General features: G+C 68.7%; 15 protein-coding genes. 7 read left to right on the forward strand and 8 right to left on the reverse strand.

Annotated features, from left to right (window positions below):
- Positions 1-13: 13 nt before the first annotated feature.
- From CU254_RS31485 to CU254_RS31495, 3 genes are read right to left on the reverse strand one after another with little or no spacing between them, the layout of a single operon-like run.
- Complete coding sequence (locus CU254_RS31485; protein ID WP_009082660.1) at positions 14-2,851, reverse strand: BTAD domain-containing putative transcriptional regulator; 2,838 nt, start codon at positions 2,849-2,851, stop codon at positions 14-16.
- Between the two features lie 43 nt (positions 2,852-2,894).
- Positions 2,895-3,449 carry a GNAT family N-acetyltransferase gene (locus CU254_RS31490; RefSeq protein WP_009082662.1) on the reverse strand — a complete coding sequence of 185 codons (555 nt, stop codon included), beginning with the start codon at positions 3,447-3,449 and terminating at the stop codon, positions 2,895-2,897.
- Positions 3,446-4,681 (reverse strand): amidohydrolase family protein, encoded by a 1,236-nt coding sequence (locus CU254_RS31495; RefSeq protein ID WP_037715425.1) that lies wholly within the window; start codon positions 4,679-4,681, stop codon positions 3,446-3,448. The genes CU254_RS31490 and CU254_RS31495 overlap by 4 nt, the downstream gene beginning before the upstream one ends.
- A gap of 79 nt (positions 4,682-4,760) precedes the next feature.
- Between CU254_RS31495 and CU254_RS31500 the strand changes: the two genes are divergently transcribed.
- Positions 4,761-5,204 (forward strand): MarR family winged helix-turn-helix transcriptional regulator, encoded by a 444-nt coding sequence (locus CU254_RS31500; RefSeq protein ID WP_009082664.1) that lies wholly within the window; start codon positions 4,761-4,763, stop codon positions 5,202-5,204.
- 88 nt (positions 5,205-5,292) lie between these two features.
- On the opposite strand, the gene CU254_RS31505 is transcribed toward CU254_RS31500, so the two are convergent.
- Positions 5,293-6,621, reverse strand: a complete 1,329-nt coding sequence (locus tag CU254_RS31505) for an MFS transporter (protein ID WP_009082669.1) — start codon at positions 6,619-6,621, stop codon at positions 5,293-5,295.
- Between the two features lie 165 nt (positions 6,622-6,786).
- Here CU254_RS31505 and CU254_RS31510 point away from each other — a divergent pair, with 165 nt between their 5' ends.
- Positions 6,787-8,217, forward strand: coding sequence for an FAD-binding oxidoreductase (locus CU254_RS31510; protein ID WP_009082670.1), 1,431 nt, complete (start codon positions 6,787-6,789; stop codon positions 8,215-8,217).
- Between the two features lie 46 nt (positions 8,218-8,263).
- Here the strand turns inward: CU254_RS31510 and CU254_RS31515 are convergent, their stop codons facing one another.
- Positions 8,264-8,707, reverse strand: a complete 444-nt coding sequence (locus CU254_RS31515) for a VOC family protein (RefSeq protein WP_009082672.1) — start codon at positions 8,705-8,707, stop codon at positions 8,264-8,266.
- A gap of 106 nt (positions 8,708-8,813) precedes the next feature.
- On the opposite strand from CU254_RS31515, the gene CU254_RS31520 reads away from it, so the two are divergent.
- Entirely contained in the window at positions 8,814-9,983 is a 1,170-nt protein-coding gene (locus tag CU254_RS31520) for a winged helix DNA-binding domain-containing protein (RefSeq protein ID WP_037715428.1), read from the forward strand.
- Between the two features lie 185 nt (positions 9,984-10,168).
- Here the strand turns inward: CU254_RS31520 and CU254_RS31525 are convergent, their stop codons facing one another.
- Both CU254_RS31525 and CU254_RS31530 read right to left on the reverse strand, forming a co-directional pair.
- Positions 10,169-10,636, reverse strand: a complete 468-nt coding sequence (locus CU254_RS31525; RefSeq protein ID WP_037715430.1) for a dihydrofolate reductase — start codon at positions 10,634-10,636, stop codon at positions 10,169-10,171.
- A gap of 2 nt (positions 10,637-10,638) precedes the next feature.
- Positions 10,639-11,436, reverse strand: coding sequence for a thymidylate synthase (locus tag CU254_RS31530; protein WP_009082677.1), 798 nt, complete (start codon positions 11,434-11,436; stop codon positions 10,639-10,641).
- Between the two features lie 93 nt (positions 11,437-11,529).
- On the opposite strand from CU254_RS31530, the gene CU254_RS31535 reads away from it, so the two are divergent.
- Both CU254_RS31535 and CU254_RS31540 read left to right on the forward strand, forming a co-directional pair.
- The gene (locus CU254_RS31535) at positions 11,530-12,738 is read left to right on the forward strand and encodes a cytochrome P450 (RefSeq protein WP_009082678.1); all 1,209 of its coding nucleotides are present in this window, start codon (positions 11,530-11,532) and stop codon (positions 12,736-12,738) included.
- A gap of 58 nt (positions 12,739-12,796) precedes the next feature.
- Positions 12,797-13,690 (forward strand): hypothetical protein, encoded by an 894-nt coding sequence (locus tag CU254_RS31540; protein WP_037715432.1) that lies wholly within the window; start codon positions 12,797-12,799, stop codon positions 13,688-13,690.
- Between the two features lie 6 nt (positions 13,691-13,696).
- On the opposite strand, the gene CU254_RS31545 is transcribed toward CU254_RS31540, so the two are convergent.
- Positions 13,697-14,197 carry a hypothetical protein gene (locus tag CU254_RS31545; protein ID WP_037718289.1) on the reverse strand — a complete coding sequence of 167 codons (501 nt, stop codon included), beginning with the start codon at positions 14,195-14,197 and terminating at the stop codon, positions 13,697-13,699.
- Between the two features lie 73 nt (positions 14,198-14,270).
- Between CU254_RS31545 and CU254_RS31550 the strand changes: the two genes are divergently transcribed.
- Together CU254_RS31550 and CU254_RS31555 are read left to right on the forward strand one after the other, a co-directional pair.
- Positions 14,271-14,864 carry a TetR/AcrR family transcriptional regulator gene (locus tag CU254_RS31550; RefSeq protein ID WP_037715434.1) on the forward strand — a complete coding sequence of 198 codons (594 nt, stop codon included), beginning with the start codon at positions 14,271-14,273 and terminating at the stop codon, positions 14,862-14,864.
- A gap of 249 nt (positions 14,865-15,113) precedes the next feature.
- Positions 15,114-15,797 carry a papain-like cysteine protease family protein gene (locus tag CU254_RS31555; protein ID WP_050788326.1) on the forward strand — a complete coding sequence of 228 codons (684 nt, stop codon included), beginning with the start codon at positions 15,114-15,116 and terminating at the stop codon, positions 15,795-15,797.
- The last annotated feature ends 5 nt before the right edge of the window (positions 15,798-15,802 follow it).

Below are 15,802 nucleotides of genomic sequence, written 5' to 3' on the forward strand. Positions count from 1 at the left end.
ACGCCAAGCACGTTTACGAAACCTGATTTTCCCGCGTCGGGTCCAGCCCGGCCGACACCGCGGCAGCGAGGTCGAACTGTTCCCGCGCCGCCTCTTCCTCGTCGCGAGCCTGCCGACACGCACCCAGCCGGTTCCGGACTTCGATCTCCGCCCACGGCGACATCTGGTCCGTCAACGCACCGAGCGCTCGCAAGTGATACGAGAGCGCGAGATCCAGATGTCCCAATTCCTGTTCCGCGGTGCCGAGCCGCGAAAGCGAACTCACCAGCAACAGCCGGTCGTCGACCCGCTCGGCCAATTCGACTGCCTCCCGCAAGGGTTCCGCCGCTTCCGCGGATCGGCCCAGATGCAACTGCACGCTGCCGACGTGACTCGAAACGCGGCCCAGCATCGCCGGATTTCCGGTCGAGACCGCGACTTCCCGCGATTCGGCGAAGCAGGCGAGCGAGAGTTCGTACTCGCCCTGTTGGAAATGCACGTAGCCGAGACCGGAAACCGCCCGTTCGACCAGCCAGTCGTCCGCTACCTCAACGGCCAGCGTTCGAGCGTCGGTCAGCACCCGGCGCGCTTCGTCCAACGGGCCGGAGAGCATCGTGACCATTCCCAGCCCGCACAGTCCTCGTGCCGTTTCCCGGCGGTCGCCGTTTTCCCGGCTGATCCGCAGCCCCTCCTCGCACCAGTGCCGAGCTTGGGCGGAATCGCCCAGCGCGAGGTGCGCCCAGCCGAGTCCGAACCGCAGTGCCGTCGTCATCCGCCGGTCCGCGACGTTGTCCACCTCGGACAGCGCAACTTCCAGCAGGGCAACACATTCGCGATAGCGGATGCGCCGCACGAGGTAGTCGACAGCTCCCTCGGCGATCCAGCACGCGTAGTCCGGGTGCCCCGCGGCGACCGCGGACGAGACCACTTCCACCAGGTCACCAGCCTGATCCAGCCAGGCCGAAGCGTCCACCAGCCCGGCGAAAGGCGACTCGGTGGGTGCCGGGCCGCTGGGGAAACCGGGTTCGTCCCATTCGCTCGCCGCGCGACAGGCGTGCAGGTAAACCCCCAGCCCGCTGGCGACGTCGGGTTCGTCCGCGGCGAGGCGGCGCGCGTAAACCGCGACCAGGTCGTGCATCCGGTACCGGCCCGCGGCGGGAGCTTGCACCAGGTTCGCGTCGACCAGGCCCTCGAGCACGCTTTCCGCCTCGCGCCGGGGGCAGCCGAGCATGGCGGCGAGCACCAGCTCGTCGAATTCCGGCGCGGGCGCGCGGCCCAGCGTGCGGAAGGCGCGTTGGGTTTTTGGCGGAAGCTGGTCGTAGGAGAGGCGGAACGCGGCCTCGACGCTGCGTTCCTCAGCGGTCAGCTCGCCGAGGCGGCCGGCGTCGTCGGCGAGCCGGTCCACGAGGTCGCGAAAAGTCCACATCGGACGGTTCTGGAGCCGGGCGCCCGCGATCCGCAGCGCGAGCGGAAGCCGTCCGCACAGGCTGGCCAATTCGCGTACGGCCTCGCGTTCCTGGCTCGCCCGCGCCGGGCCGACGATCCGGCTCAGCAAGCCAGCCGCGGCGTCGGACGTCAACGGCCCCAAGGAAATCCGGCGTTCCACGTCCAACCCGGGCAGCCGGCGACGGCTGGTGATCAGCACCCGGTTTCCGGTTCCGCCCGGCAAAAGCGGCCGGACCTGTTCGGCGCTGACCGCGTCGTCGAGCACCAGCACCAGGCGCAACGGAGCGGTGGCGGCGCGCCAATTCGCGGACAGTTCGTCCAGGTCGTCCGGAATGTTCTGTTCGTTGACGCCCGCCGACCGCAGCAATCGGCGCACCACCCGCACCGGCGCGAGCGGCGCGCGGCTGGTGCTATGCCCGTGCAGGCCGACGAACAGGCAGCCGTCGGGATGCTCCTCGCGCAGCAGCTGGGCCGCCCGCACTGCCAGGGCCGTCTTCCCGGACCCGGGCACGCCGTCCACTGCGCACACCCCGCTCCCGGGCGCGACGAGCCGGGCCAGTTCGTCGTCGCGGCCGGCCAGCTCGCCGACGTCGTGCGGCAGCTCGTCCCGGATCCTCGGCACGACGGCGGGCCGCGCCGCGACGCCGAGCGCTCCGTCCTCGCCACGCAGCACTGCATCGTGCACCCGACGCAGGTCTTCGCTGGGTTCGAGCCCCAATTCCTCCCGCATCCGGACGCGGAACTCGCGCCACGTGTCGAGCGCGTCGCTCTGCCGGCCGGCGCCGTAGAGGGCCCGCATGAGCAGCCCGGTCAGCGATTCGCGGTGCGGATGCTCTGCGAGGACTGCCGACACCTCGCTGATCGCCGACGTGTAGTCGCCCAGCCGGATCAACGCGTCCGTCCGGCCCTCGACCAGTCCGACGCGGCGTTCGATGAACCGGCGCCGCTCGCATTCGGCGAACGGGCCGGGCAGTCCGGCCAGCGGAACGCCCTCGTAGAAGGCCAGCGCCTGGCCGTACCCGTCAGCCGCCGCGGCGAACGCACCGGCCGCAGCCGCTTTCTTGGCGCGAGCGGCGAGATCCTCGACCCGCACCGCGTCCACCCCGACGCCCGCCCCGGCGAACCGGTACCCGCCCGGGTCGGTTCGCAGCACGGATTTCGCGTCCGCACCGGCCGCCGCCAGGGATTTCCGCAGCTGGTAGATGTAGCCGGGCACGCCGTCGCTCTCCGGCGGATGCTCGCCCCACACGCGGTCGACCAGCTCGGCCCGGCTGACCGTCACGTCCGGCCTCAGGAGCAACGCGACCAGCATCGTCGTCCGCAGCACCGGCCCGAGTTCGAGCGGCTGCCCGCCGTACCAGCCGCGGACCGGCCCGAGCACCGCGAACTCCAGCTCGGCCCCTCCCCCGCCGGTTCGCGATGACATACCAGGAGTTTAAGACAGCCCGCTCCACGGTCTGGTGGACAGTTCACCGCACCTGGGCCGCCCACCGGTCGCGGGTCAGCTCGTACTCGACCTCGCCGTGTTCGGTGCCCGGCAGCGGGTCGGCGAAGTGCGGGTGAAACGTGCGGACATAGGTCAGCCCGGCCCGTTCCATCACTCGCCGCGACGGGGTGTTCACCGCCATCGTCTGCGCCCAGACCCGCCGCGTGTCCCATTCGGTGAATCCTTTGTGGATCGCCGCCCGCGCGCCTTCGGTCGCGTAACCACGACCCCAGGCCTTCGCCAGCAGCCGGTAGCCGAGTTCCAGCTCCGTCGTACTGCCGTCTTTCGGCGGCTGCAGGGAAATCCAGCCGATGAATTCGTCGGTCGCCCGCTCGATCGCCGCCCACCGTCCGGCTGGCCCGCGCTCGTAATCGCCGAGGATCGCGGGAAGCACCTTCTGCTCGATCTCGGTGCGCGGCGTCGGCTCGCCGGTGAGGAATCGCATCACTCGCGGGTCGCTGTCGAGCTGAACCAGGTTTTCGACGTCGGCTTCGGTGAATCGCCGCAGCAGCAACCGATCCGTCTCCAGAATCTTCATCCGATCGCCAATCCGGCCGCCGCCGCGATCCGGTCGCGCGATTCCAGCAGCCGAGCCCGGAGTTTCGGCAGATCCACCCCCAGCAACCGACCGTCCCGCTTGACCGCCCGGCCGCCGACGAACACGCTGTCCACCACTCCCGGATGGGCCGCGGTGACTACTGTGGACACCGGGTCGCTGACCGGAAACACGGACAGGTCCTCCGCGTCGATGAGCACCAAATCCGCGTCTTTCCCGACGCTGATACTGCCCGCGCGGTCTCCTCGTCCACAGGTCCGCGCACCGTCCACAGTGGCGAACTCGAGCACATCGCGCGCGACGAGACCTCCGTCAAGCCCGCGTTGCGCCGAGAAAGCCGTGCGCATCGCCGAAAACATGTCACCCCCGGCAGCCGGACAGTCGTCAATGGACAACGACGGCCGGATCCCGGCGGCCAGCAGACGTCCGGTTTCCGGCCACCCGAACCCCATCTTCAGCTCGACGTCCGGGCTGAGCGTCACCGAACAGCCCGCGTCCGCGAGGATCGCCAGCTGCGCGTCGGTGAGGCCGTTGCCGTGAACTATCGTCGTCCGGTCGTCAAGCAATTTTCGTTCGTGCATCTCGGGAATCGCCTCGCAGGCGGCGCGGTGAATGTGCACGCTGACCCGGAGCCCGAGTTCCCGCGCCAACGCGACATCGGCGTCGGTGGTGTCCATTGTGGTCAACATCGGACCGCGCAACCCGAACGCCATTTCGTCGCCCGGCAACCGTTCCCGAACCCGGGCGATGTCTTCTGTTTCCGTTGCGCAGTAACAGAAGATCGACCTTCCGGGTGCCTCCTGGAGAGCGTCGATCGCCGCGTCGGCGTTCTCCGTCCGGTCCGAGCAGTGGAACCAGTCGAGCATCGTCGTCACCCCCGAGTTCAGCGCTTCGAGCCGCCCGAGCAGGTTCCCGAGATACACGTCGTCCGGCTGATAGTGCGGCCGGAGGGTGCCGTGCATGACTTCGCGGTATTGCGCGAACGTCCAGTCCGCGCCGAGCCCGCGAAACGCCGTCTGCCAGGTGTGCCGATGCGTGTCCACGAACCCCGGCAGGACGATCTTGCCCGTCGCGTCCACCACCTCGGCCTCGGCCTGGATCGCCGGACCGACCGCCGCGATCCGCCCGTCCTCGATCAGCACGTCGCCGTGCGAGAGGTCCCCCACCGCCGGATCGAGACTGACGACGGTTCCGTTCTGGAGCAAGGTTCGCATGAATCCTCCCCAAAGTTGATACGTCAACTCTAGGGCGCTTCGAGTTGATGAGTCAACTCCCCGGGTACGCTCCCTGCCCATGACGCCCGACGACTGGGACCTGTGGAACGCCTGGGTGCGCGCGCAACGCCTGCTCACCCGCGAACTCGACCGCGGCCTGCAACGGGAATGCGGCATCTCGAAGGCCGAGTTCAGCGTGCTGGTGACCCTGTGGCGCACGCCCGGCCACGAGGCCCGCGTCGCCGACCTCGTCGAAACCCTCGGCTGGGAAAAGAGCCGGGTCTCGCACCAGCTGACGAGAATGGAGTCGCGCGACCTGGTCACCCCGACCCGCAGCGGGCCCAGCGGGCGACGCACCGGGATCAGCCTCACCGCACCCGGCCGTTCGGTCATCCAGGAGGCCCTGGTGGTCCATGGCGCCAACATTCGCCGCCACTTCCTGGACGAGCTGACCCCGGCGCAGGTCGACGCCATCCGATCGTGGACCGAGGGGACGATCGCGCGCCTCGAGCCGGGCGGATGACGCTACCGGCAGCTCAAAGGTTGATGCCGGATGAGCGATTCCTTGGGCAAGGTCTCGCAAGGGTTGGTTTTGCGGCACCAGGATGAGGTCATACCGTCGCGGCTTTCGGTTCCGCAGCCGGTTCCGGCAGCGGTTGTCCGGCCCTCTCGGGCAACAGCAGCATCGCGATCGCACTGAGGACGCAGCCGGCGATCACGTAGATTCCGACGCCCCACACCGCGCCGGTCGCGCCGACCAGCCATGCGCTGAGGTACGGCGCGAATCCGCCGCCGAGTACCGCGGTGAGTTGGTATCCCAGGTTGACGCCGGTGACGCGCGAGCGGGTGTCGAACAATTCGGCCAGAATGGTTTGGGAAAGCGCGGACATCGCCATCACGAACACCGAGAAGCCCAGCACCATCGCGACCGCCACGAGGACCGGATTCTTGGTCTCGAAGAGCCAGAACACCGGGAAAATCACCACGGCCAGCCCGAGACAGCCGCCGAGGAACACCGGTTTCCGGCCGATCCGGTCGGACAACGCACCCCAGGTCGGCGCGAGAATGATCTGTGCGCCGGCGGCGACCATGGTCGCGGTGAGGGCCACCGATGCGGGCATGCCGAGATCTTTTTTGACGTACGACGCGCCGTAAGTCGTGATGACGTAGCCGCCGATGCTGTTGGCGAAACCGAACAGCACACCGTAGAGCAGATTGCGCGGCCGGCGCAGCACGGCGACCAGCGGAATGCGCGCGCCGGCGTCCTTCTTGCGGGCGCGTTCGAACTCCGGCGTTTCGCCTACTCGCAGCCGGATGATCAACCCCGCGACCAGGAGCACGAAGCTCAGCAGGAACGGGATCCGCCAGCCCCAGGCCAGGAAATCCCGGTCCGGGAGCGTCGCGAACAACGCCATCAGCCCGGAGGAAATGAGCAACGCGACGCCGGCGCCCGAAAGCAGCAGGGCACCGTAGAGACCGCGTTTGCGCGGCGGGGCGTGTTCGACCGCCAGCGAGATCGCGCCGCCCATTTCGCCGCCGGTCGAGAAACCCTGCAGCAGCCGCAGGAGCACCAGCAGAATCGGGGCCGCGACGCCGATCTGGCGGTACCCGGGCAGCGCGCCGATGAGAATCGTGGCGGTCCCCATCAGGACGATGGTCAGGATCAACGCTTTCTTGCGGCCGAACCGGTCCGCGAGATGGCCGATCACGATGCCGCCGACCGGGCGCAGCACGAACCCGACGGCGAAGGTGGCGAACGACGACAACTGTCCGGTGAGCGGGTCCGCGGACGGGAAGAACACGGCCGGGAACACGACGGCGGCGGCTAGGCCGAACAGGTAATAGTCGTAGTACTCGAGCAGCGTGCCGACACTGGAAGCCAGCACCGCGGACCGGCGCGCGGAACGCGGCGGGGCCGAGCCGGAGCGGTCTGCAGCCATGACGCCCGCACCTCCTGATCCGATGGCGGAGCAAGGCCGGTCGACCCCCAGCGCCCCCGAATCACGCATTTTCGAGATACCGTAGACACGTCTTTTATTTCGGAAAGATTAGTCTATGCTAGCGGCGTCGGACAAGGGACATCTCGGGGCGGGGAGGGGGCGTCCATGACGTTGAGCCGCCGTCGTCTTTTGCAGTGGTCCGCGATCGCCGCGGGTGCGGCCGTCGTCGGGACCGGAACCGTTGCGGAGGCCGCCGAAAAGGAGCCGGACTGGGCCGCGTTGCGCAGGCGGCTGCACGGTGCGCTGCTGCAGCGAAACGACACCGGCTACGAGGAAATCCGTCCGCCGTTCAATCTTCTTTACGATGACCGCTATCCACCGGCGATCGCGCGGTGCGTCGACACGGACGACGTCCGGAAGTGCCTCGATTTCGCCGCGGAAAACAAAGTCAAGTTCGCGGCACGCAGCGGCGGGCACAGTTACGTCGCATATTCCACACCGGGCAACGGATTGGTCGCGGACCTCAAGCTGATGAACCGCGTCGAGGTCCGCCGGAACGGCGCCGCGGTCATCGGTCCCGGAGCACGGCTGATCGACGTTTACCGCGCACTCGCCGCCGAAGGCCGCGCGCTGCCGGGCGGCACCTGCGGTTCGGTCGGCATCGCCGGGCTCGCGCTCGGCGGCGGAATCGGTGTCCTGATGCGGAAATACGGACTGACCTGCGACCACCTGGTCGGGGCGAAGGTCGTGACACCGCGCGATCTGCGAGTGCATTCAGTAGATCCGGGTTCGGACCTCGGCTGGGCGCTCACCGGCGGAGGCGGCGGGAACTTCGGGATCACCACGGAATTCACCTTCCGCACCGTGCCCGCGCCGCCGCGGGTGACCGTGTTCGTGGTGAACTTTCCCGAGGGCTCGGCCACCGACGTCTACGGAGCCTGGCAGGACTGGGTCACCGCCGCGCCGAGGGAATTCTGGTCGAACATCTCGGTGCTCGGCGGACCGCACCCGGCGGCGGGCGTCCCCGGCTGTCTCCTCGGCGGCGAACAGCAAGCCCGCCAGCTCATCGCCGACCTGGAACGCCGGGCCGGGGTCAAGGGCAGCGTGAGCGGCTTCCAGGAGACGGACTACCTCGGTGCGATGGAGTTCTGGTCCGGAAGCCTCGGCCGCCGCCGATTCGCGGCCGTTTCCCGGGTGCTGGCCGAGAAAGCGGATCCGGCGCGGCTGAGCGCACTCGTCACCGGTGACACCACGGTCGCGCTGGAAGTGAACCCGTTCGACGCGGCGGTCTCCGACGTCCGCCCCACCGAAACCGCGTTCGCCCATCGCGGCGTATTCGGCGACGTGCAGGTCTACCTCAGCGCCGGCCCGGACGTCGACCGGGAGTCCGCGAAGCACGAGGTGAACGACGTCCAGACGCGGCTGGCGGAATTCGCCACTGGCGGCGCGTACGTCAACTACCTCAACGACGACCAGAAGGACTGGGCCACGGCCTACTACGGGGTGAACCTTCCGACCCTCCAGGCGGTAGCGGCGAAATACGACCCGAGCGGCGTGCTCGCGTTCGAACAGGGTCTCTCGCCGTGCCCGGGGTGAAAGGCGGTCCGCGGCCGGCGCAGGATTCCGGCCGCAGACCGGCGGATCAGGCGACCTGCAGGATCCAGGTGACGCCGAAGCGGTCCCGAAGCATGCCGAATCCCGGGGCCCACTGGGACGGGCCGAACGGCTCGATCACCGCCGCGTCCTCGGACAGCTTCTTCCAGAACTCGCCGACCTCGTCGACGGAATCGCCGCTGACGGACAGGAAGAACTTCTCCGTCGTGACGGTCGTCCCGTTCTCGCGGGTGGTCTCGCCGACCGGCGCGGCGGCCGCGGCGCCGGGCACGTCGTAGGCCATCACCTGGAACCCGTTCTCACCCACGACCTGGCCGAACACGACCTTATCCGCGCCCGGCGCGTCCTGGGGAATCCCGAAGTCGCCGTACGTGGCGATCCGGATCTCCCCGCCGAACACCGACCGGTAGAACTCGAGCGCCTCCCGGGCCTCGCCCCGGAAGTTCAAGTGGGCGACGGCGTGCACTGCCATGATTTCGACTCCTCGATTCCCGCGCCGGACTCGTTCCCGCGCTGGAACCGAGACTCGCAGCAGTAGCGGTCAGGGAGTGGCCGCTACTTCCGGCAGGATCGAATCCATGCGAAAGGTGACCGACGACGAGCGACGGGACCGGATCGGGCTGCGGCACGCACTGGCGACCGTCGAGTCCGGAGTGGAGGCCGCCGTCCGCGCGGTCACGTGCTTGCACGCGACTGAGGCCAGCAGCATCTACCTGTCCGCATACGCCCGGTCCCGTGCAGACCGTATGTCCATTTCGGACGCATTGTTCAGCCGACGGACTGTGGTGCGGCAGTTGGCGATGCGCCGGACCGTCTTCGCCTTCCCCGTCGATTTGCTCGCCGCGGCAAGGGGAAGCGCCTCGGCTCGGGTGGCGCGGCAGCTGACCGCGCGACTGGTCAAAGACGCCGAACTCGCCGGAATCGTCGACGGTCCTAAGTGGATTGCTGACCGGTGCACCGAGGCGCTGCAGGCGATCCGCGAAGAACCCGGCACCACCGCGCAACTGCGCGCCCGCCTTCCCGAGTTGAACACGCGGGTCGCCGCCGAGGGACAGCCCACGGTGCTCGCCCCGGTGGGCTCCCGCGTGCTTTCCGTGCTCGCGGCGAGTGGTTCGGTGGTTCGCGGGGACAACGCCGGGCGCTGGCAGGCGTCGCGTCCAGTGTGGACAGCAGTCGAGCAGTGGCTCGGCGAGGATCCGGGCGTCCTGGGCGAACGAGAGGGCTACCAGGAACTGGTGCGGCGCTGGCTGTGGTCCTTTGGGCCGGGGACCGAGGGCGACCTGGTGTGGTGGCTCGGCGCGACGAAAACCGCGGTCCGCCAGGCGCTGGACGACGTCGGCGCGACGCCCGCTCTGCTGGAGGACGGGACCCCGGCGTGGCTGCATCCGGACGACCCGGAGGAGGTCCGTCTCGACAGCGATTGGGCGGCGCTTCTCCCGACCCTCGACCCGACCACCATGGGCTGGCGCCGCCGCGATTTCTACCTCGGCGACCACGGACCGCAGCTCTTCGACGGCGCGGGCAACGCCGGTCCGACCGCGTGGTGGAACGGGCGGATCGTCGGGACCTGGACGCAGCAACCGGACGGGACGGTGGACGTCGTGCCGATCGAACCGCTGTCTCCCGCCGCCGCGGCGGCGCTGGAAGAGGAGGCGGCGAAGCTGACCGCCTGGTTCGACGGGGAGGTGGTTGCCACGGGGTATGTACCGCCGATCGTCCGGGGCCGAGTCAGCCGGGGGTCCGCGTGACGGACGTCGTGCCGCCGCCGCGACTCCGGCCGGGAGATCGGGTCCGGACCGACTCGCCGACCTCGGTGCCGCCTACCGCGATCCCGGCGCGAGCCCGGCCTTCTCGATGGCTTCCCGCGCGCCGGTGTCGCGGTCGACGACCGTCGCGACACTCGACGGCGACACGCTCACCGTCGCACCCGCGGTCAGCTCAGAGAACCCCAGCTCAAATGCCGGTAATGCAGCCCGTTCTTCGACTCCTGCCACTCGCCGACCGTGTCCGGTTCCCGGCCGATCTCCGGCGCGTAGACGTCGCCCTCGAAGGATTCCCGCAGTTCGGTCACTTCGATCCGGTCCGCGAACGGCAGCGACTCCTGGTAAATCCGCGCGCCGCCCATCACCCAGACGTCGCCGTCGGCGGCCGCAAACGCTTGCTGCAGGTCGGGGAATGTCTCCGCGCCCTCCTGCGGCGTGCGGGACACCACCAGGTTCCGCCGTCCCGGCAACGGCCGGAAGCGTTCCGGCAGCGACTCCCACGTGCGCCGTCCCATGAGCACCGTCGCGCCCGCGGTCACCGTGCGGAAGTGCTTCATGTCCTCCGGGATGTGCCACGGCAACGCGTTGTCGCGCCCGATCACGCCGTTCGCCGCCTGCGCCCAGATGAGTCCGATCATGCTCACACCGCCACCGGGGCTTTGATGCCGGGATGCGGGTCGTAGCCCTCCAGCGAGAAGTCCTCGTAGCGGTAGTCGAACAGGCTCTCCGCCGGCTTCAGGCTCAGCGTCGGGAACGGCCGCGCGTCCCGGGAAAGCTGCTTGCGCACCTGCTCGACGTGGTTGTCGTAGATGTGGCAGTCGCCGCCGGTCCAGATGAAATCGCCGACGCGCAGGCCGACCTGGTCGGCGATCATGTGCGTCAGCAGGGCGTAGCTGGCGATGTTGAACGGCACGCCGAGGAACAGGTCCGCGCTGCGCTGGTACAGCTGGCAGGACAGCTCGCCGTTGGCCACGTAGAACTGGAAGAACGCGTGGCACGGCGGCAGCGCCATCTGCGGGATGTCCCCGACGTTCCAGGCCGACACGATGATCCGCCGCGAATCCGGGTTCTCGCGCAGGGTGCGCAGGACGTCGCTGATCTGGTCGACGTGCCCGCCGTCCGGCGTCGGCCAGGAGCGCCACTGCACGCCGTAGACCGGGCCGAGGTCGCCGTCCGGAGCGGCCCATTCGTCCCAGATCGTGACGCCGTGGTCCCGCAGCCAGGTGACGTTCGAGTCGCCGCGCAGGAACCACAGCAGTTCGTACGCGATGGACCGGAAGTGCACCTTTTTCGTGGTGATCAGCGGGAATCCGTCGGCCAGCCGGTAGCGCAGCTGGTGCCCGAAAATCGACCGCGTGCCCGTCCCGGTGCGGTCGCCCTTCTCGGCTCCAGTGTCGAGCACGTGCTGAAGCAGGTCTTCGTACTGCGTGTCCGGCATGTCTGCCGATGGTAGTCGAGCCAGCGCCGTATCAGCGGGATGTCAGCCCCCGCGGTGACGCTGGTCGCACCACCACCGAGAGGGGATCCGAAGATGACCCGACCGCCCGGCCTGCCGCTCGAACGCGACGCGGGCCCGTTCGCCCCGCCGTCGGCCATCACCCGGCTGCGGGAGTCGCGGCCGGTGAGCCCGCTGAAGTTCCCGGACGGGCACGACGGCTGGCTGGTCACCGGCTACGCCGCCGTCCGCCAGGCGCTCGCCGACCCGCGATTCAGCTCGCGCCAGGACCTCGGCCAGGTGCACGTGCCCTACGAAACGCCGAGCATGCCCGAGGCGCAGGAGGAGTTCGATCCGCAGCCGCAGGTGCCCGGCCTGTTCCTCACGATGGACCCGCCGGACCACACCCGGCTGCGGCGGAAGCTCACCGGCGCGTTCACCGTCAACCGGATGAAACAGCTCGAGGAGCGCATCACCGAAATAGCCGAACGCCAGCTCGACCACCTCGCCGAAGGTCCGAGGCCGGCCGATCTGGTGCGGGAATTCGCGCTTCCGGTGCCGTCGCTGGTGATCTGCGAAATGCTCGGGGTCCCGTATTCCGACCGGGAGACTTTCCAGAAGAATTCCGCGCAGATGATGCTCCGGGACCAAAGCCTCGAGGACAAAATGGCCGCCTGGACGGCGATCACGTCGTACCTCGGGGAATTGGCCACCGGCAAGCGCGCGAACCCCGGCTCCGACATGCTGTCCGACCTGGCGCGCGACGACGACCTGAGCGTCGAGGAACTCGTCGGCATCGGGTTCCTGTTGCTGCTCGCCGGGCACGAAACGACGGCGAACATGCTGGCGCTGGGCACTTTCGCTCTGCTGGAAAACCCGGAGCAACTGGCCGCGCTGCGCGCCGATCCGGATCTGATTCCCGGTGCCGTCGAAGAGCTGCTGCGCTACCTCACGGTGGTCGACGTCCTGTTCCGTTACGCGTCCGAAGACCTCGAACTCGGCGGCGAAAAGATCAGCAAGGGATCGACCGTGCTGATTTCGATGCTGGCCGCCAATCGCGATCCTTCGCATTTCCCCGGAGGCGACGATCTCGATGTCGAGCGGAACGCCCGGACGCACGTGTCGTTCGGCCACGGCGTGCACCAATGCCTCGGCCAGCAGCTCGCCCGGATCGAAATGCGCGCCGGATTCGCCGGGTTGCTGCACCGTTTCCCGACGCTCGCGCTCGCGGTCCCGCCGGAGGAGGTGCCGCTGCGGACCGGCATGAGCATCTACGGCGTCCACGAGCTGCCGGTGACCTGGTGAGACGAAGTCGTCAACGGATCAGTTGACGCGCCATGCCGTCAACCGATACGTTGCCGGCATGGCGGACTCCGTGCACACCATGACCACCCGGTACTTCCGGCAACGAGAAAACCCGTTCCTCAGCGAACTGGTACGCGCGGCTAGATCCGGGCGCGGCCCGGACGAAGACCTCAGCGCCGACGACGCGGCGGGAGCGTTGCACCTGGTCCCGGACGTCCGAGCCGACCTGGACCGGGCCGAGGTCACGCTGATCGAAGCGGTTCTCGACCGGGGCTGGACCTGGGAACAACTGGGCGCGGAGTACGGCGGCCGGTCCAAACAGGCGATGCAGCAGCACTACCGGAGGCGTGGCGGAACCCGTTCCTGGCCGGCCAAGGAACGCCCGCCGCGCACCGGATCGCCGCACCGGCTGACCGACGAGGACCTGGACCCGGCCGACGTGGCGAAGGTGCGCGAGGCGATCAGCGCCCTGCTCGCCACCGCGCACGACGTCGCCGAAACCCACACCGTCGACGGGGTGTGGACCGCGGGCGAACCGATCCTGGAGGAGATCTCGACAATCGGACTGGATCCGTTGCCCCGCTTGGAAGTCGCGTGCCGGACCGCGGCGAAAGCCATCGAAGACCTGGTCGTCGCGGGCTGGGAACGCCGGGATCCAGGACGCGAGGAACGCCGACGGCAGTCGTGGACGGTGCGGCTGGACGACGAGATGCGGGACATGGCGTCCTGGCTGGACCGGGAACCGCAAGGACGGCCGCTCCCCCGCGTCGACCGTCCGCTGACCGTCGGGACGACCACCGCCGAACACGCGGACCACGTCGAGATCGCCGCCGAGGACGTCGAGCAGGTCCAGGAGTCGATCAGCCTGACCCTCGCCCGGCTCGAAGCCCACCGCGCCGTGTTCGACCAGGTCATCGACGAACTGCGGCGACGCCAGGCCGAATTGTCCTGACCTGGTTCAGCGGGAACGCAGCCAGTTGTCCCACGGGCGTTCCTTGTCCTTCGCGAAGGGGACGTCCGAGCGCAGCCCACGCGGAATCAATACCAACGCTTCTCCGGCGAAGCTGACGCCGATCGCCAGCTGGTACGGCCTCGCCTGTTCGTGCAGACCGAATTTCACTGCCAGCACAGTGAATCCGATCGACGCGGCGACGCCGAGCACGAACAGCGCGAGGCTCGATTTCCGGTAGCGCTGCCACAACTCGCCCTTCCTCGAATACAGCCGGATCGTCGCGCCGCGCGCCGCGCCGAAGGCGAGACCGAGCACGCAGCTGCCGCCGATCCACCACACGTCCGTGCTGGTCAGTCCCTTGAACTGGACCACCCCCACCACCCCGAGGGCGATCAGCACCACCGGCGGCGCGACGGTGTCGCGCCAGTTCAGCGGCTCGCCGACCAACCGGAACACCAGCATCACCACGACGCCGACGACCAAGCCCCCGAGCACCCATCCGCTCATCACGACCCCCAAGACCCGTTTTAGCACGCACTTGCTAAAACCATCGTGGCACCACCGTGCTATAAACACAACCGTGCCGAAGATCGTGGTGCCGGAAGACCGGCGGAAGGCCGTCAGCGAGGCCGTGGTCCGAGTGGTCCGCCGCTCCGGCGTCGAGGGCGCGACGCTCGGCAACGTGGCCAAGGAAGCGGGCCTCGCGATCGGGTCGATCCGGCATTACTTCGCCGACCACGAAGCGATGATGCTCTTCACCATGAACCAGCTCGGCCGCCGGATCGGCGAGCGCGTCGCGATCCGCGCGGACCGGCTGCTCGCCGCCGAAACAGACCGCCGGACGCTGGTCGAAGATCTGCTCTCCGAATTCCTCCCGCTCGACGACGAGCGCCGGGACGAGGCAGTGGCCTGGCTGGCGTTCACCGTCGCCGCCCGCACCCGTCCGGCGTTCCGCGCGAGCGCCGACGCACAGCACCAGAACCTGCGCGACCTGATCACGCGCATCCTGCGCGAGGCCGTCGCACTCGGCAGGCTCCCCGAAGAACTGGACCTGACCGTCGAGTCGGTCCGGCTGTCCGCCCTGCTCGACGGACTGACCATGCAGGCGGTCCTGCACCCCGAATCGACTCCGCCGGAACTGCTCCGCGAGGCGCTGCGGCAAAGCCTGCCGTAACCCGAGTCCCTTGTGGACTGACCCGCTCCGGCACGGTTCATCGCTTGTGAACGCGCTGTGAATATTGCGAATTAGCTGGTGCCGCGGTGCGCGAAACCGCGGCCGTGCCAGTCATTCTCCGGCGAATCCGGCTGTGAACACTCACACCGCGTGCCGGGGCCGTTGCTCTGCGGGAGCGGGCGAGCACACAGTGATGCTCGGCCGGGTCACCCGGCAGGCTCCCTTCCCCGTCTGGCACAAGGAGATTCGATGGATTACCGACCCACCCGGCGGACCGTCCGGATAACGGTGGCGACCGGGGCAGCCGCGCTTGCCGTGGCGCTGCTGCCGGGCACCGCGCTGGCCCAGTCGACCAACGACGCGAACCAGCCGAACGGCCTCATCAAGACCGCGACGCACACCCAGGTGCAAGAGGTCCAGCCGATCGGCGGGCGCGTGCACGCCGCGGCGCTGCCCGCCTCGAAGCAGCTCGAATACAACCAGCAGGTGCAGGAAAACGACCAGTGGTGCTGGGCCGCGGACGGCTCCAGCATCGAGCAGTCGCAGGGCGGCACCGCCACGCAGGCCGATTTCTGCGCGGCGGGCAAGGGCACCCAGTCCGGGTACTGCCCGAACGAGGGCGGCCAGATCTCGGAAATCGTGCAGGGATTCCTCGGCACCGGGTTCTCCGCGCAGAGCGCGAACGGGCCGATCAGCTACGACTCGGTCCAGAACCAGGTCAACTCCGGAATCCTGAACCTGACCGGCATCTACTGGACCTCCGGCGGCGGCCACGCCGAGGTGATCTACGGATACGACAACACGAACAACTCGATCATGGTCGGCGACCCGTGGCCGAGCTACGAGCGGTACCAGACCTGGGACTACAACCAGTACCAGAGCAACGCCCAGTTCACCTGGAACGACACCATCGTCAACATCAAGAAGGGCTGACGAGC

The organism is Amycolatopsis sp. AA4, from assembly GCF_002796545.1.
GTDB lineage: Bacteria > Actinomycetota > Actinomycetes > Mycobacteriales > Pseudonocardiaceae > Amycolatopsis.

Excerpts from the sequence above, each read along its gene's own strand:
- CU254_RS31485 (WP_009082660.1), bottom strand. The coding sequence starts at position 2,851 with ATGTCATCGCGAACCGGCGGGGGAGGGGCCGAGCTGGAGTTCGCGGTG.
- CU254_RS31490 (WP_009082662.1), bottom strand. The coding sequence starts at position 3,449 with ATGAAGATTCTGGAGACGGATCGGTTGCTGCTGCGGCGATTCACCGAA.
- CU254_RS31495 (WP_037715425.1), bottom strand. The coding sequence starts at position 4,681 with ATGCGAACCTTGCTCCAGAACGGAACCGTCGTCAGTCTCGATCCGGCG.
- CU254_RS31500 (WP_009082664.1), top strand. The coding sequence starts at position 4,761 with ATGACGCCCGACGACTGGGACCTGTGGAACGCCTGGGTGCGCGCGCAA.
- CU254_RS31505 (WP_009082669.1), bottom strand. The coding sequence starts at position 6,621 with ATGGCTGCAGACCGCTCCGGCTCGGCCCCGCCGCGTTCCGCGCGCCGG.
- CU254_RS31510 (WP_009082670.1), top strand. The coding sequence starts at position 6,787 with ATGACGTTGAGCCGCCGTCGTCTTTTGCAGTGGTCCGCGATCGCCGCG.
- CU254_RS31515 (WP_009082672.1), bottom strand. The coding sequence starts at position 8,707 with ATGGCAGTGCACGCCGTCGCCCACTTGAACTTCCGGGGCGAGGCCCGG.
- CU254_RS31520 (WP_037715428.1), top strand. The coding sequence starts at position 8,814 with ATGCGAAAGGTGACCGACGACGAGCGACGGGACCGGATCGGGCTGCGG.
- CU254_RS31525 (WP_037715430.1), bottom strand. The coding sequence starts at position 10,636 with ATGATCGGACTCATCTGGGCGCAGGCGGCGAACGGCGTGATCGGGCGC.
- CU254_RS31530 (WP_009082677.1), bottom strand. The coding sequence starts at position 11,436 with ATGCCGGACACGCAGTACGAAGACCTGCTTCAGCACGTGCTCGACACT.
- CU254_RS31535 (WP_009082678.1), top strand. The coding sequence starts at position 11,530 with ATGACCCGACCGCCCGGCCTGCCGCTCGAACGCGACGCGGGCCCGTTC.
- CU254_RS31540 (WP_037715432.1), top strand. The coding sequence starts at position 12,797 with ATGGCGGACTCCGTGCACACCATGACCACCCGGTACTTCCGGCAACGA.
- CU254_RS31545 (WP_037718289.1), bottom strand. The coding sequence starts at position 14,197 with ATGAGCGGATGGGTGCTCGGGGGCTTGGTCGTCGGCGTCGTGGTGATG.
- CU254_RS31555 (WP_050788326.1), top strand. The coding sequence starts at position 15,114 with ATGGATTACCGACCCACCCGGCGGACCGTCCGGATAACGGTGGCGACC.